Source organism: Pseudomonas sp. 7-41, assembly GCF_021233075.1.
In the GTDB taxonomy this organism is placed as follows: domain Bacteria; phylum Pseudomonadota; class Gammaproteobacteria; order Pseudomonadales; family Pseudomonadaceae; genus Aquipseudomonas; species Aquipseudomonas veronii.
Window position 1 is genome coordinate 5,130,069 of the sequence record NZ_CP089551.1, and the last position, 15,288, is coordinate 5,145,356.

Genomic DNA, 15,288 nt, shown 5'->3' on the forward strand with positions numbered 1-15,288 from the left:
GCATGGAGTGCAGATGCCAGCTTTATACGTGATGATTCCGGCGGCGCTGCTGATTGTGGCCATCGCCATCTACATCTTCTTCTGGGCGGTGGACAGCGGCCAGTACGACGACCTCGACGGCCCGGCCCACAGCGTGCTGTTCGACGATCAGGACCCAAACCACCTGGCCGCCGTCGACGAGGCCAACAGCCCCGAGCCCCCGGCCGCCCCGAAAGATCCGCCCCATGCTTGATCTGGCGCCGCTGCTGGTCTCCGCGCTGATCCTTGGCCTGCTGGGGGGCGGCCATTGCCTGGGCATGTGCGGCGGCCTGATGGGTGCGCTGACCCTGGCGATCCCCAAGGAGCAACGCAGCCGCAGGTTCCGCCTGCTGCTCGCGTACAACCTGGGGCGCATCCTCAGCTACGCCACCGCCGGCCTGCTGATCGGCCTGGCCGGCTGGGCCGTGGCCAACAGCCCGGCGGCGATGTTCATGCGCGGGCTGGCCGGCCTGCTGCTGATCAGCATGGGCCTGTACCTGGCCGGCTGGTGGAGCGGCCTCACCCGCATCGAAAGCCTCGGTCGCGGCCTGTGGCGGCACATCCAGCCGGTTGCCAACCGTTTGCTGCCGGTGTCCAGCCTGCCCCGCGCCCTGCTGTTGGGCGCGCTGTGGGGCTGGTTGCCGTGCGGGTTGGTCTACAGCACCCTGCTGTGGGCCGCCAGCCAAGGCAATGCGCTGGACAGTGCGGTGCTGATGCTGGCGTTCGGCCTGGGTACCTGGCCAGTGCTGCTGGCGACCGGGCTGGCCGCCGAACGCGTCACGGCATTATTGCGCAAACGCAGTGTGCGTACCGCCGGCGGCGTGCTGGTGATTCTGTTCGGTATCTGGACCTTGCCCGGCCCCCATCAGCACTGGCTAATGGGCCACTAAAAGGCCATGTGGCATAGCGCCGCTCCCCGTTGACGCAAATCAAGATGCCATATCCGCCACGCCCCTAGACTCGGCCGACTAGTCTATCCGGGGGAACGCCCGCATGCTCGACGCCATTCGTTGGGACAGCAACCTGATTCATCGCTACGATTTGGCGGGGCCACGCTACACGTCCTACCCCACCGCAGTGCAATTCGACAGCCAGGTCGGCTCCTTCGACCTGCTCCACGCCCTGCGCGACAGCCGCAAGGCTGCACGCCCGTTGTCGCTGTATGTGCACGTGCCGTTCTGCGCCAACATCTGCTACTACTGCGCCTGCAACAAAGTCATCACCAAGGACCGCGGCCGCGCCCAGCCCTACCTGCAGCGCCTGGAACAAGAGATCCAACTGATCGCCTGCCACCTCGATCCGAAACAGACCGTGGAGCAGCTGCATTTCGGCGGTGGCACCCCGACTTTTCTCAGCCATGACGAACTGCGCCAGGTGATGGCCTGCCTGCGCAAGCATTTCAACCTGCTCGATGACGATTCCGGCGACTACAGCATCGAGATCGACCCGCGCGAAGCCGACTGGGCAACCATGGGCCTGCTGCGCGAGCTGGGCTTCAACCGCGTCAGTATCGGTCTGCAAGACCTCGACCCGGAAGTGCAACGGGCGGTCAATCGCCTGCAAAGCCTGGAAGAAACCCGCGCCGTGATCGATGCCGCGCGCACCTTGCAGTACCGCTCGATCAATATCGACCTGATCTACGGCCTGCCCAAACAAACCCCGATCAACTTCGCGCGCACCGTGGAAGAAGTGATCAAGTTGCAACCGGATCGCCTGTCGGTGTTCAACTACGCGCACTTGCCGGAACGCTTCATGCCTCAGCGGCGGATCAACGCCGATGACCTGCCGTCCCCGGCGGCAAAACTGCAGATGCTGCAAACCACCATCGAACAGTTGACCGACGCCGGCTACCGCTACATCGGCATGGACCACTTCGCGCTACCGGACGACGAATTGGCCATTGCCCAGGAAGAAGGCACCCTGCAACGCAACTTCCAGGGCTACACCACCCACGGCCATTGCGACCTGATCGGGCTCGGGGTGTCGGCCATCAGCCAGATCGGCGATCTGTATTGCCAGAACACCAGCGACCTCAATAGCTACCAGAACGCCCTGGCCGACGCGCAACTGGCGACCAACCGCGGCCTGGTCTGCACCACGGACGATCGGTTGCGGCGGGAAGTGATTCAGCAATTGATCTGTAATTTCAGCCTGACATTCGAGCAGATCGAACAGGCGTTCAATATCGATTTTCGCGGCTACTTCGACGAGATCTGGCCGCAACTCGAAACGATGGCCGACGACGGCCTGATCGAACTGGACGCACAAGGCATTCGCGTTCTACCGGCCGGGCGGCTGCTGGTGCGCTCGGTGTGCATGGTGTTCGATGCCTACCTGGAACATCAGAACCGGCAGCGCTTTTCGCGGGTGATCTGAAGGTTCTATGCCATCGCCAGGGAGGCCGCCTTCATGGCGTCTTCGCCGCTCAGGCCTTTCATGGCTTTGGCCAGCGAGGCTTGCGCGGTCACCAGGCTCGCCTGCAGTGCGCTGAGTGAGGCTTGCAGGTTGCTGGCCTTGACCCGCGCCTGGTCAGGCGTCAGGCTCGTGTCCGCCATCACTGCGGCCAGCTCGGCCTGTTTCTTGGCGATCTGCTCCTTGATCTGACGGATCATTTTCAGCGTCTGCTGAATGTTATCCGGCAGGCCACTCTCTTCGATATCGCTGTTGGCTTTCTTCGCGGTACCCGCCGCCTTCAACGCCGCTCCGGAAATAGTCACGGTCACGCCCTCGACCGCCTTGGCCGGACGCAGCGGCGCCGAGGTGGCGTCCTCAAGTGCTTTGGCGGCCTTGGCTTCTTTAGCCTCCGCCACCAGGTCCTTGGGCTCGCGAACCGCCGGAACCGGCAGCTTGGCAGCAGAGTTTTCACCGATGGAAAGCATGATGTGAGCCTCCAGGCTCTAAGGGACACTGACTTGTATCGGCATCGATACAATAATCTTTATCCCGGCATCGGTTTTTCGTCCATGCTGGCCTCTTCTACCCACAGTGCGTTACCCTTATGTCTTATGTGTGTTTTCCCACAAGGATTTAAGAAATGTCCGAGCCCGTTAAGCTGCGCGCTAACAGCCAGGCCCATTGCAAGGATTGCAGCCTGGCCCCCCTCTGCTTACCACTTTCATTGAATCTGGAAGACATGGATGCGCTGGACGAAATCGTTAAACGTGGACGCCCACTGAAAAAAGGCGAGTTTCTATATCGCCAGGGCGACAAGTTCGATTCTGTCTATGCAGTACGTTCGGGTGCATTGAAGACCTTCAGCCTGAGCGACAGTGGCGAAGAGCAGATCACCGGCTTCCACCTGCCGAGCGAGCTGGTCGGGTTGTCGGGGATGGACACCGAGATTCATCCGGTGTCGGCTCAGGCACTGGAGACCACATCGGTGTGCGAAATTCCTTTCGAACGCCTGGACGAACTGGCCCTGCAACTGCCGCAGCTGCGCCGCCAACTGATGCGTGTCATGAGCCGCGAGATCCGGGACGACCAGCAAATGATGCTGCTGTTGTCGAAGAAAACCGCCGACGAGCGCATCGCCACCTTCCTGGTCAACCTGTCGGCGCGGTTCCGTGCCCGTGGTTTCTCGGCCAACCAGTTCCGCCTGAGCATGTCGCGCAATGAAATCGGCAATTACCTGGGCCTGGCGGTGGAAACCGTGTCCCGGGTATTTACCCGTTTCCAGCAGAACGAACTGCTTGCCGCCGAAGGCAAGGAAGTACACATCCTCGACCCGATCCAGCTGTGTGCGTTGGCGGGCGGCTCCCTGGAGGGCTGATCCAGACACTTGCGGCCGCGCCAATCGGCCAGGCCGCAAGGTATACTTCGAGTCCGTTTTCCGCCCCTGGACTCTGCGACGATGACCTTCGATTCGTTCGACATCAAATCCCTGATCCGCCCTGTCATCGACTTCCCCAAGCCTGGGGTGATCTTTCGTGACATCACGCCACTGTTCCAGTCGCCCAAGGCCCTGCGCCTGGTGGCCGACACCTTCGTCCACCGCTACGTCGAAGCCGATTTCAGCCATATCGGTGCGATGGATGCCCGGGGTTTCCTGATCGGCTCGATCATCGCCTACCAATTGAACAAACCGCTGATCCTGTTCCGCAAACAGGGCAAGCTGCCGGCCGACGTGTTGGCCGAGGGTTACCAGACCGAATACGGCGAAGCCTTCCTCGAAGTGCATGCCGACAGCCTGTGTGAAGGCGACTCGGTGCTGATCTTCGATGACCTGATCGCCACTGGCGGCACGCTGATCGCCGCAGCGAACCTGGTGCGGCGCATGGGCGCGAAGGTGTTCGAAGCGGCGGCGATTATCGACCTGCCGGAACTGGGTGGCACGCAACGCCTGGAAGATATGGGGATTCCGACGTTTTGCCTGACGCAATTTGCGCTGAGCGAGCGTTGAGGATTATCACCGACACCACACAACCCATGTGGGAGCAAGCCCCCTCCCACACCTTGACCTGCCGCGTGGCTTAAAGCGCGATGGGTTTGCGACCGGCAAACGAATGCGCCAGGGTGCCGCCGTCCACCAACTCCAGCTCGCCACCCAGCGGCACACCGTGGGCGATCCGCGAGGTGACCAGGCCTTTGTTGCTCAGCAGTTGGGCGATGTAATGCGCGGTCGCTTCACCCTCCACGGTCGGGTTGGTGGCCAGGATCACTTCAGTAAACGTGCCCTGCGCTTCGATCCGCGCCACCAATTGCGGAATGCCGATGGCTTCCGGGCCCAGGCCGTCCAACGGCGACAGATGGCCTTTGAGCACGAAATAGCGCCCGCGATAACCGGTCTGTTCCACCGCGTACACGTCCATCGGCCCTTCCACCACGCATAACAGCGTGTCATCGCGACGCGGGTCGGCGCATTGCGGGCAGAGTTCTTCCTCGGTGAGGGTGCGGCACTGGCGACAGTGACCAACGCCCTCCATGGCCTGGCTCAAGGCCTGGGCCAACCGGGTGCCGCCGCTGCGATCACGCTCCAGCAGTTGCAGCGCCATGCGCTGGGCGGTTTTCTGGCCGACACCGGGCAAAGTGCGCAGGGCGTCGATCAGTTGGCGAATCAGGGGGCTGAAGCTCATGGGCGAAGGGTCCGACAAAACAACGAGACGCGGTTTATACCCGCGCCCCGGATTAGCGTCAAATGCTCAATCCTGCGCGACGCGCACCACCAACTTGCCGAAGTTGCGTCCTTCGAGCAAACCGATAAAGGCTTGAGGCGCGTGTTCCAGGCCGTCGACCATGTCTTCGCGGAACTTGATCTTGCCGTCGCGTACCCACGGCGCCATGGCGCTGAGGAATTCCGGCTGGCGATCGCCGTAGTCATCGAACACGATAAAGCCCTGGATACGCACGCGTTTGGTCAGCAAGGTGCGTTGCAGCGCCGGCAGTCGATCAGGGCCGCTGGGCGCTTCATGGGCGTTATAGCCGGCGATCAGCCCGCATAGCGGGATCCGCGCCTTGGGGTTGAGCAGCGGCAGCACGGCATCGAACACCTTGCCGCCGACGTTTTCAAAGTAAATATCCACGCCCTTGAAACAGGCCAGGGCCAATTCATCGGCGAAGTTCTCGCTTTTGTGATCGATGCAGGCATCAAAGCCCAGCTCATCCACCACGTAACGGCACTTGTCGGCCCCGCCCGCGACACCCACCACGCGCAGGCCCTTGAGCTTGGCCACCTGGCCCACCACCGAGCCCACCGCACCGGACGCGGCCGCCACCACCAGGGTTTCGCCGGCCTTGGGCTGGCCGATGTCCATCAGGCCCATGTAGGCGGTCATGCCCGGCATGCCCAGCACGCCCAACGCCATCGACGGGCTGGCCAGACCGTTGGGCACCGGCATCAGGTTGCGACCGTCGCTAATGCTGTGGCTTTGCCAGCCGGTGGAGCCGACCACCAGGTCGCCCGCTTCGAATTTCGGGTTGCGCGACTGCTCGATACGGCTGACAGCGCCACCCGTCATCACTTCGTCGATTTCCACCGGAGCGGCGTAGGACGGAGCATCACTCATGCGCCCGCGCATGTAGGGGTCGAGGGACAGGTACAGCGTCTTCAACAGGACTTGGCCGTCTGCCAGTTCCGGCAGGGTCACACGTTCGAGGCGGAAGTTTTCCGCGGTTGGCGCGCCGTGAGGGCGCGAGACCAGGACAATGCGCTGGTTAAGCATCGGTTCTTGAGGCATCGGGGGGCTCCGTTATCGAGGGTCGAATTCAATGGCATCAAGTGCAGACACTGGCCAAGGCACCGAGGTTCGACAAAGTTACCCTTGCGTAGCCGCTACGCAGGGGAAAACAGCCAAAAAAAAATGCCAGGCGCGATGCCTGGCATTCCAGTCTAGCCAAGGCTGGCCGATCAGAACGGCAGTTTCATGCCCGGTGGCAGTTGCATGCCAGCGGTCACGCCGGACATTTTGTCCTGGCTGTTGGCTTCGATCTTGCGCACTGCGTCATTGACGGCCGCGGCGAACAGATCTTCCAGCACTTCACGGTCGTCATCGCTGACGCCTTCGAGCAGGCTCGGGTCGATGCTCACGCGCTTGATGTCGTGACGACCGGTCATCACCACGCTGACCATATCGCCACCGGCTTTACCGGTGACTTCGGCGTTGGCCAGCTCTTCCTGCATCTTGGCCATCTTTTCCTGCATCTGCTGTGCCTGCTTCATCAGGCCGGCCATGCCACCTTTCATCATGGGAATCACCTCAAAAGTACGTGGATCAATAAGTAGCCCGGTGTCATGACGCCTGGGGCACCGGGGCTTCGACAGGTTCAATAGTATCGTGACGGACGACCGCGCCGAACTGTTGCATCAATTGTTGGATGAGCGGGTCACCGTGGATCGACTCCTCAGCCTCGCGCTGGCGATTGAGGCGTCGGCGGGTCGCGGCCTGGGCCGGGGTTTCCTGCTCGGGCTTGATCAACTCGATGGTGATGCTCAGCGTGCGCTCATGATACTGGTTGAGGGCATCGTTGAGCCGGCGCTGCTGGGTCGCGTTGAACAGGGCGCTGTGGGCCGGGTCCAGGTGCAGCAACCAGTGGTCGCCCTCGATGGCGATCAGGGTGCAGTTGGCGGCGATGCTGCCGGTCATGCCGGAAATCGGCAGTTTCGGGAACAGCTCCAGCCATTGCAGGGCCAGGCCGGTGGCCGGCGCGGCAGCGGGTTCCGCTTCGGGCTCGGGGGCCGGCTCGGCGGTGTGTTCGCTGGCCAGTTCGTCGAGGTAGCTGTAGGCCGAATCGATGTCCGGCTCGATGTAGTCTTCGTCCAGCGGCGGTTCGTCGTCCAGGTCGATGCCGGGCGTTGCGGCGTCCACCTGGGCGACGGTCGGCTCGGGGACGGGCGCACTGACCCATTCCGGCGCATCCGGTACCACGCTGTCCGGCATTGGCGTAGGCATCGGCGTCAGCTCGGGCTGCTCGCCGGCGGTTTCCAGCACGGGCTCCACGGCGGGCTGCAGCTCAACCTCGGGTTCAGCCTCTGCCGGGGCATTCCAGGGCAGGTCGACCACCGGGGCCGGTTCGGGCTCGACGACCAGCACCGGCGCGATCACCGGCGCGACAACCACCGGCTCAGGCACCGGCGCAACCGGCGCAGGCGCAGCAACCGCTGGCGCGACCACCGCCGCGCCAGCCACTGATTTGGCGGAATCAACTGTGGCCTGGCTGATCCCCACTGGCTTTAGCGGCTGTCTCGGCGCGTCCGTCGCGTCGGCGGGGCGGAAGGCCAGCATGCGCAGCAGGACCATTTCGAAGCCGCCACGCGGGTCTGGTGCGAGGGGCAAGTCGCGGCGACCGATCAGGCCCATCTGGTAGTAGAACTGCACGTCTTCGGCCGGCAACGCCTGGGCCAGGGCCAACACGCGGTCGCGGTCGCCGTGGCCGTTGTCGACGCCTTCGGGCAGGGCCTGGGCGATGGCGACGCGGTGCAGCACGTTGAGGATTTCCGAGAGCACGCCGTTCCAGTCCGGACCCTGTTCCGACAAGTGGCGCACGGCTTCGAGCAACGCCTTGGCGTCGCCTTCGATCAGCGCGTGCAGCACGTCGAACACCTGGCCGTGGTCGAGGGTACCGAGCATGGCACGCACATCGGCGGCCATGACCTTGCCTTCACCAAAGGCAATGGCCTGGTCGGTGAGGCTCATGGCGTCACGCATCGAACCATCGGCGGCACGGCCGAGCAGCCACAGCGCGTCGTCTTCGAACGGTACGTTTTCGACACCCAGCACGTGGGTCAAGTGCTCGACCACGCGCTCCGGGGTCATGTTTTTCAGGGAGAACTGCAGGCACCGCGACAAAATCGTTGCAGGGAGTTTCTGCGGGTCGGTGGTCGCCAGGATGAATTTGACGTAGGGCGGCGGCTCTTCCAGGGTTTTCAACAATGCGTTGAACGAATGACTGGAAAGCATGTGGACTTCGTCGATCAGGTAGACCTTGAAGCGGCCACGGCTCGGCGCGTACTGCACGTTATCGAGCAGCTCGCGGGTGTCTTCGACCTTGGTGCGGCTCGCGGCGTCGATCTCGATCAGGTCGACGAAACGCCCTTCGTCGATCTCGCGGCATACCGAGCAGGTGCCGCAGGGCGTCGAGGTGATGCCCGTCTCACAGTTCAGGCACTTGGCAATGATTCGGGCAATGGTAGTCTTGCCGACACCGCGAGTACCGGTAAACAGGTAGGCGTGGTGCAGCCGTTGGCTGTCCAAGGCATTGATCAGAGCCTTGAGCACATGGGTCTGGCCGACCATTTCGCGGAACGAGCGCGGGCGCCATTTACGTGCAAGAACCTGATAACTCATCGAAAACCGTCGCAACTGAGAAGCGGAAGCCGGTAATGCTAGCGGAGCAAGGGGGAAATTGCATCCGGCACGCTTGCCTTATCTGCCTAAGATTGCCTGAGCGGCCCCGAAAAGGCCTGAACCCGGAGAGTGTATGCGCGTAGTCCTGGGCGCCTTATGGATGCTCACCACCGCCAGCCTTGCGGCGCCCGCACCGTTGCGTTTCTCGGTTTCCGACAGTTGGGCGATGCCTATGGTGCAAGTGGAGGACGGCCAGCCCACCCAGGGTATTTTGTATGACCTGATGTCGAGCCTGGCCACCCAGGTCGGCCGCCCGGCCGAGTTCCACGTACTGGCGCGGGCGCGCATTGCCGCAGCCATGGCCCATGGCGACATCGATGTGCGCTGTTATGTCGCCCAGGCCTGGCTCGACAACCTGTCTGGCGACTACCTCTGGAGCCTGCCGTTGCTGGTCCAGCGCAACGTATTGGTCAGCGTCCGCAACCAGCCGGTGCAATTGGCCCGGCTGGCGCCGCAGTCGATCGGAACGGTGCTCAATTACCGCTACCCCACGCTCGACCCATTGTTCGCCAAAGGCCAACTGAGGCGCGACGACGCCCGCAGCGAAGAACAAGTGCTGCACAAACTGGTGGCCGGGCGCTTCAAGTATGCGGTGAGCAATGAATGGATCGTCGACCGCTTCAACCAGCACCTGCCGATGGAACAGCGACTGCACAAAGTCGCCGTCATCGAGGAGCAAAGCCTGGGCTGCGCCGTGCGCAACGACCCGGACCTGCCGGTGCAACAAATCCTGCGCACCCTGCTGCGGATGAAGATGTCAGGCGAAATCGACGACATCATCCAGCTGTACACCGGCGAAAACGCCGTGCCCCTGCACGCTCCTGACAAGAACTGACAGCGCCGCCTTTTAGACTGGGCTCAACCACCCCGTCCTCAAGGAGCCTCCATGAACGCCGTCGCCCAATACTTCCTGCTGTATGTCGACAGCCCCGCCACCAGCGCCAACTTCTACAGCCGCCTGCTGGACAAGCCACCGGTTGAATTGAACCCGACCTTCGCCCTGTTCATTCTCGATAATGGCGTCAAGCTCGGCCTGTGGTCGCGCCACAGCGTAGAGCCGGCCACCCAGGTCACGGGCGGTGGCGGCGAATTGGGTTTCCCCCTGCCCGACAACGCCGCCGTGGATGCCCTGCATGCCCAATGGCTGGCGCGGGGCGCCACGATCATCCAGTCACCGACCGTCCTGGACTTTGGCTACACCTTTGTCGCCCAGGACCTCGACGGTCATCGGTTGCGCGCGTTCTGCATGAGCAACTGAGCCGCGCCGCCAACGGCCTTCCAGGCTGATGGCCGCCACACTGGCGAGCACGATCATCGCGCCGAGCATCACCTGCCCGGCGACGTGCTCGCCCAGCAGTATCGCCGCCATCGCCATGGCCACCGGCGGAATCAAGTACATCGCCACCGATGCACGGGTGACCTCGACATGCTTCAACACATAAGCCCAGGCCAGGTACGCCAAGGCACTGGGGAAAATGCCCAGCACCAGCACCGCCAGGTTTTCCGGCCAGGGCGCCTGCGCCACGGCGGCGGGCAGGCCTGGCAGGTTCACGCAGAGCATCAAGGTGCCCGACCACACCATGTAGCACGCCAGGGTCAGCGGGCTGTAGCGGTGGGCACAGTGTTTCTGGATGGCGAAATACACGCTCCATGACACCGCCGCCAGCAGGATCAACAGGCCACGCGGGTCGATGTCGCCCACGCCCTGCTCACCCCAGATCACCACCAGCACGCCAAGCAACCCCAGTAACACACAGCTCCAGCGCCAGACACTGACCCGCTCCCTCAAGCAAAAAAACGCGATCAGCACACTGAACAGCGGCGCCGACTGCGCCAACACACTGGACGCCGCCGCCGTGACCCATTGCTGCCCATAGTTGAGGCAAGTGTGATGCAGGAACACCCCGAAAAAACCCAGCACCAGCAACCACGGCACATCTCGCAGGCGCGGCCGACCGATATCCAGCACCAACGCGACGCCGCCCATAAACACCGAGGCAATCAAAAATCGCAGCAACGCCAGTTGACCCGGACTGTAGCTGCGCAACCCCATGTGTACGCCAATCGGCGAATAGGCCCAGCAGAGGATCACGCTGGCGATGACTAGCGTAAGCTTTAGGCGTGACGGGGAATTCATCAACGGCATCCAGAAACAGAGAAGGAATGCCGCCAGTCTTGGCCGGGTCACGTCGTAGGACAATTAAGCGTTTCTGACTTCTGAAATCAGTGGAACTGAGCAATGGAAATGGCCCAACTGAAGATGGTGCGAGCCGTGGCGCAAACCGGCAGCGTGGCTCAGGCCGCGGCGCAATTGCATTGCGTGCCGTCGAACATCACCACGCGCATCAAACAGCTGGAAAGCGAATTGGGCACGCCGCTGTTCATCCGTGCCGGACGCGGGCTGGCGATCAGCGCCGCCGGTGAAATCTTCCTCGATTACTGCGAACGCATCCTGGCCCTGGTGGACGAATCCAAACGCGCGGTGGACGCCAACGCTATCCCGCGGGGCACCTTGCGGATCGGCGCGGTGGAGTCCTGCGCCAGCGGCCGCCTGCCACCGCTGCTGGCGGAATACCATCGACGCTACCCCGACGTCAGCCTCGAACTGGTGACCGGCGCCTGGGGCCAACTGCTCGACGACCTGCAACACCACCGCCTGGACGTGGCGCTGGTGGCCGCCGGCAACAAACGCTCCAAGCTCGAAAACAGCGTGGTCTACAGCGAACGCCTGGTGCTGATCGCCAGCGCCTGCAGCGCACCGATCAAGCGTGCCGAGGACCTGGCAGGGCGTACCCTGCTCGTCTGGCCGCCTGGCTGCCCTTATCGCGCCGCCTTGGAAAACTGGGTCAAGCCCCATGACTTCAAGCCGACCATCGCCAGCTATGCCAGTTGGGGCACGATCATCGGCTGCGTCAGCGCGGGGATCGGCGTGGCGCTGGCGCCGGAGGGCATTCTGGCGCGCTATGAGCAGGCCAATCAGCTGGCGTCATACCGGTTCGAAGAACTGGCGGCCGTGGATAACCTGCTGTTCTGGCACAAGGACACCCAGCGACATCTGGCCCGTGATGCATTCGCAGGGCTGCTGCGCGAAACCTTCGGCCAACCCTGAGCGAACATCAGCTTTTCGGGGCAGCCAATCGCGCGTACTGATCCTGGCTGATCCAGCCGATGAACGACCGATCCTGAGCATTGACGAACTCGACCTGGGCCCAGCCGTCCTTGAACGCCAGCACGCCGACCACATCCCCTTTGACGATATACGCACGCTTGGCCGCCTTGGCGCCCGGGGTCTTCAGCAAGTAGGCCTTGTCGGCGGACACGGTCACCAGGCCGATCCATGGCTTGTTGGCAGTCTGGCTCAGGTCCAGGCCGGTGGCGATTTCCGGCATCAACACACTGATGCAACCGGGATGCTGACGACCCTGTTCGACGGTCAGGGTCACGCCGTCGGACGAAGGCGCCACGCTGCCGGGGTAGGCATCGTCAAGCCAGGTGGTCAACGCGTCGGGCTGGCCCTGCAGGTAGAATGCGCAACCACGGGTCACGCCCTCGCCCAGTTCTTCGGCGTAGAAACCTTCGACCTGATGCTCGGGCGTCACCGCCAGCATCAACCCTTCGTACTTGCCCGAATGCAACACAGCGGAACCGGCGAATACCGGCGCCACGGCACACCACGACAACACACCCATCGCGAGATAACGGATCATCTTATTTTTTCCTCTCAAGTGCGTCGTAGGCTTTTTTCATGAGGTCATCATAGTTGCCGTAGTCCTCGCCGTTATAGTTACGGGCCATGGCGGTAAAGTCTTTGGCTTTCATGGCTTTCATCAATGCCGGGCTGTGGCTGCACAAGGCGAGGAAAGCCTTTAGTTGATTACCGGCATTAACTTTTAATGCGGCAACGAACTCAAATACGCTTGTGTAACCGCATGCCGCGAAATTGAACCCCATGATCTGAAACATGCCCCATGACGCCGACATCAAGGCAGCTTCCTGATTCAGCGCAAATGCGGTGGCCATGGTTTCCCAGGCCTTGATCTGATCCTTGTTATTGACCTGCCACTGCGGCCCGGCCTTTCTGACGTAGGGGTACGACAGCAACGGGTGCGCCTGGTCGTAGATACGCTTGGTGTACTTGCGAAACTGGTGCCCCTCAAAGGCGATCACCGGCAACTTGGCCGGGCCGAACCCGGAACGCCCACCCGATTCCACGGTGGCGAAGGCCCTGATGATATTGACGGAAATACCATTGCCCAACTGCGTAGCGGCGTTCTGGAAGTCGCTATCGCTCAGGGTAATGCCCCCGTCGCACGTGGCCTGAAGTATCAACTGCCGATTGCGCCGCTCGGCCTCGACCATCGCGCGCATGCGGTCCAGGTACACATTGACCGTGGCCTGCACCGCATCGCCGCTGTTGTTGCCGAACACATTGAGAAAGCTCGGGATACGCATCGTCGGGAAGGCCTTCACCGGCACCTTCACCGCTTCCTCGATCAGGCTGTTGAACGTGCGGCCGGTGGGGTCGATCACGCCATCGGGATGGGCGTACTTGAGATGGCGGAACTGATACTGGCTGATGCACTGCACCAATTGGCCGTCGCACTTGCCGTTTTCAGCCAACGGAAACCCCATCTTGGGGATGATCAAATTGAATAAATACTGAATGCACTGAACATCGGCGGGCAAGTTACGGGCTTTACCGGGCGCGCCAACTGAAGCACTGATAAGACGGGGTAACCCTTGCAGGCTTTTCATCACAGACATCCTTGTTAGTTAAAGAAGTGATAGCACTTCAATATCAAATCAGCACCATTGTCATACTCTGAAACAAGTGGCCGGCGGAAACTAACAAGGTGCTTTGAGGTTGTCCAGCAGGGCTTTTTAACGGTGTGGAATAGCCGTCATACGCTGCGCAGTAAAACAACGGCAGATGACTGAAAAGAAGCTGGAAGGATGTGAAACAGAAGAGGTACGGCAAGGAGGAGCGTTATGGAGGCAACCCCACCAGCCACACCCCGGCACACAATGTTCCCGCTGTGGCTGCTGCCTTCCGGCTCTGACCAGGTTCACGGGTAATCGTTGCGGGGGGACCGATGGGGTCACCATAACGACGCTGGCCTCTCGGCAAGCCGCGCCATTGTACCGATCTGATCGGAAGTTACAACCGTTAGTGCGGGATTAAAAAATGAAGAGGTTCAAGCACTTGCCCTAACCGCCCGGATCTCTCCTTCATGCCTGTGCCTGCAGGGCCTCATCCGCCCTGCCGCCCTCTTCCTGGATGACCAGGTGAATGAAGTGCAGCTTGGCGATCACTGCCGGTGGCAGTACGAAGGGGTAGAAATCCGGCTGGCCCATGGCGCGGGACAGTTCGTTGAGCATGCCGGCCAGTTCGATCCAGGCGTTGACGAATGACAGGAACGCCGCGCCGCCGGGGTGTTCGGGGTCGTAGAGGGTGGTGCGGGGGAACGGCTGGTAATCCAGGTCCATTTCGCGGGCGCTCATGCCGAAGCCCAGGGCGGTGTCGACGGCGTCCATCATGTGCAGATAATGCGCCCAGGTTTCGGCCCAGTCTTCCCAGGGGTGCATGGTGGCGTAGGCGCTGACGCAGGTGTGGTGCCAATCCGCGCGCGGGCCGTTCTGGTAGTGCTGGTCGAGGGCGTCGGCGTAACTGGCGCGTTCGTCGCCGAACAGGTGGCGAAACGCTGGAAGCCAGTGGCTGTTGGCGATCAGCCGATCCCAATAGTAATGGCCGACTTCATGGCGAAAGTGGCCGAGCAAGGTGCGGTACGGCTCGCGCATCTGCACGCGGATTTTTTCGCGGTGGGCGTCGTCGGCTTCCTTGATGTCGAGGGTGATCAGGCCGTTGGCATGGCCGGTGGTCGGCGCATTGCCTTCCAGGTCGATGCCGACGAAGTCGAAGGCCAGGCCGTTGTCTTCGTCGACGCTTTTGGGCACGACCTGCAGGCCCAGGCTGATCAGTTGCGCCACCAGCCGGCGCTTGGCGGTCTCGACCTTGCCCCAGCGCTCGGGGTTTTCTGCGATCGACAGGTCGGGAATGGTGCGATTCAGGCTGCACGCCACGCACAGCGCGGCGGTGCTGTGGGCGGGAATCAGCCAGTTGCAGGCGGCCGGGCTGTCGAGGTTGGCGCAGCGGCGGAAAGCGCCGGCGTCGGGGTTGTCGTCCAGCAGCCAAGTGTCGGCGACCGGGCCCGCGTGCAATGAAGACAGGCGGCTTTGTTGCGGTGGGTAGCCGAGCAGCGCCGAGCAGGCCAGGCATTGGCTGTTGCGAAAGAACAGCGACTGGCCACACCGGCACTGCCAGACCTTGCTGTTGCGCGAGGATTCGGCCGTGAACGGTGCGGCGATGCGCGAACTGAGTTGCTCGAAGAAGCGGTACATGGCGATCTCTCCCGGGGTGACGAAGACTAGA

17 protein-coding genes and 1 other RNA gene are annotated in these 15,288 nt (G+C 62.3%); 8 read left to right on the forward strand and 10 right to left on the reverse strand.

The features are described 5' to 3' along the window. The first annotated feature begins 13 nt into the window (after positions 1-13). From ccoS to hemN, 3 genes are all read left to right on the forward strand, one after another. On the forward strand, positions 14-232 hold the full coding sequence (gene ccoS, locus LQ249_RS23170) for a cbb3-type cytochrome oxidase assembly protein CcoS (RefSeq protein ID WP_017845253.1): 219 nt from the start codon (positions 14-16) through the stop codon (positions 230-232). After that, positions 225-908, forward strand: coding sequence for a sulfite exporter TauE/SafE family protein (locus tag LQ249_RS23175; protein ID WP_108524731.1), 684 nt, complete (start codon positions 225-227; stop codon positions 906-908). Before ccoS ends, LQ249_RS23175 begins: the two co-directional genes overlap by 8 nt. 103 nt (positions 909-1,011) lie before the next feature. After that, positions 1,012-2,394, forward strand: coding sequence for an oxygen-independent coproporphyrinogen III oxidase (gene hemN / locus LQ249_RS23180; RefSeq protein ID WP_017845251.1), 1,383 nt, complete (start codon positions 1,012-1,014; stop codon positions 2,392-2,394). Between the two features lie 5 nt (positions 2,395-2,399). On the opposite strand, the gene LQ249_RS23185 is transcribed toward hemN, so the two are convergent. Continuing rightward, positions 2,400-2,897, reverse strand: coding sequence for a hypothetical protein (locus LQ249_RS23185; protein ID WP_079444494.1), 498 nt, complete (start codon positions 2,895-2,897; stop codon positions 2,400-2,402). 155 nt (positions 2,898-3,052) lie between these two features. On the opposite strand from LQ249_RS23185, the gene fnr reads away from it, so the two are divergent. Both fnr and LQ249_RS23195 read left to right on the forward strand, forming a co-directional pair. Further along, positions 3,053-3,787 (forward strand): fumarate/nitrate reduction transcriptional regulator Fnr, encoded by a 735-nt coding sequence (gene fnr / locus LQ249_RS23190; protein ID WP_017845249.1) that lies wholly within the window; start codon positions 3,053-3,055, stop codon positions 3,785-3,787. Positions 3,788-3,868: 81 nt separating this feature from the next. Then, on the forward strand, positions 3,869-4,417 hold the full coding sequence (locus LQ249_RS23195; RefSeq protein ID WP_128192304.1) for an adenine phosphoribosyltransferase: 549 nt from the start codon (positions 3,869-3,871) through the stop codon (positions 4,415-4,417). 70 nt (positions 4,418-4,487) lie between these two features. On the opposite strand, the gene recR is transcribed toward LQ249_RS23195, so the two are convergent. From recR to dnaX, 4 genes are all read right to left on the reverse strand, one after another. Beyond that, a complete protein-coding gene (recR, locus tag LQ249_RS23200) occupies positions 4,488-5,090 on the reverse strand; it encodes a recombination mediator RecR (RefSeq protein WP_017845247.1) in 603 nt (200 codons plus the stop codon). Between the two features lie 66 nt (positions 5,091-5,156). Next, complete coding sequence (locus LQ249_RS23205; RefSeq protein WP_046382453.1) at positions 5,157-6,191, reverse strand: NADP-dependent oxidoreductase; 1,035 nt, start codon at positions 6,189-6,191, stop codon at positions 5,157-5,159. 170 nt (positions 6,192-6,361) lie between these two features. After that, positions 6,362-6,700 (reverse strand): YbaB/EbfC family nucleoid-associated protein, encoded by a 339-nt coding sequence (locus LQ249_RS23210; protein ID WP_017527493.1) that lies wholly within the window; start codon positions 6,698-6,700, stop codon positions 6,362-6,364. Between the two features lie 43 nt (positions 6,701-6,743). After that, entirely contained in the window at positions 6,744-8,798 is a 2,055-nt protein-coding gene (gene dnaX, locus LQ249_RS23215; RefSeq protein WP_169865472.1) for a DNA polymerase III subunit gamma/tau, read from the reverse strand. A gap of 133 nt (positions 8,799-8,931) precedes the next feature. On the opposite strand from dnaX, the gene LQ249_RS23220 reads away from it, so the two are divergent. Together LQ249_RS23220 and LQ249_RS23225 are read left to right on the forward strand one after the other, a co-directional pair. Next, complete coding sequence (locus LQ249_RS23220) at positions 8,932-9,693, forward strand: substrate-binding periplasmic protein (RefSeq protein WP_057003822.1); 762 nt, start codon at positions 8,932-8,934, stop codon at positions 9,691-9,693. Positions 9,694-9,744: 51 nt separating this feature from the next. Then, entirely contained in the window at positions 9,745-10,116 is a 372-nt protein-coding gene (locus tag LQ249_RS23225; RefSeq protein WP_057003821.1) for a VOC family protein, read from the forward strand. Here LQ249_RS23225 and LQ249_RS23230 read toward each other — a convergent pair. Continuing rightward, the gene (locus tag LQ249_RS23230) at positions 10,030-10,995 is read right to left on the reverse strand and encodes a DMT family transporter (RefSeq protein ID WP_232565931.1); all 966 of its coding nucleotides are present in this window, start codon (positions 10,993-10,995) and stop codon (positions 10,030-10,032) included. The genes LQ249_RS23225 and LQ249_RS23230 overlap by 87 nt on opposite strands. A 102-nt stretch (positions 10,996-11,097) precedes the next feature. On the opposite strand from LQ249_RS23230, the gene LQ249_RS23235 reads away from it, so the two are divergent. Further along, positions 11,098-11,967: a LysR family transcriptional regulator gene (locus LQ249_RS23235; protein WP_108524735.1), complete on the forward strand. Its 870-nt coding sequence runs from the start codon at positions 11,098-11,100 to the stop codon at positions 11,965-11,967. A 7-nt stretch (positions 11,968-11,974) separates the two neighbouring features. On the opposite strand, the gene LQ249_RS23240 is transcribed toward LQ249_RS23235, so the two are convergent. From LQ249_RS23240 to LQ249_RS23255, 4 genes are all read right to left on the reverse strand, one after another. Further along, the gene (locus LQ249_RS23240) at positions 11,975-12,565 is read right to left on the reverse strand and encodes a hypothetical protein (RefSeq protein ID WP_017845240.1); all 591 of its coding nucleotides are present in this window, start codon (positions 12,563-12,565) and stop codon (positions 11,975-11,977) included. Between the two features lies 1 nt (position 12,566). After that, positions 12,567-13,613: an N-acetylmuramidase family protein gene (locus LQ249_RS23245; protein WP_046382448.1), complete on the reverse strand. Its 1,047-nt coding sequence runs from the start codon at positions 13,611-13,613 to the stop codon at positions 12,567-12,569. 244 nt (positions 13,614-13,857) lie between these two features. Continuing rightward, positions 13,858-13,954: signal recognition particle sRNA small type (gene ffs, locus LQ249_RS23250), an RNA gene on the reverse strand. Between the two features lie 133 nt (positions 13,955-14,087). Beyond that, positions 14,088-15,257: a zinc-binding metallopeptidase family protein gene (locus tag LQ249_RS23255; protein ID WP_057003816.1), complete on the reverse strand. Its 1,170-nt coding sequence runs from the start codon at positions 15,255-15,257 to the stop codon at positions 14,088-14,090. Between the last annotated feature and the right edge of the window lie 31 nt (positions 15,258-15,288).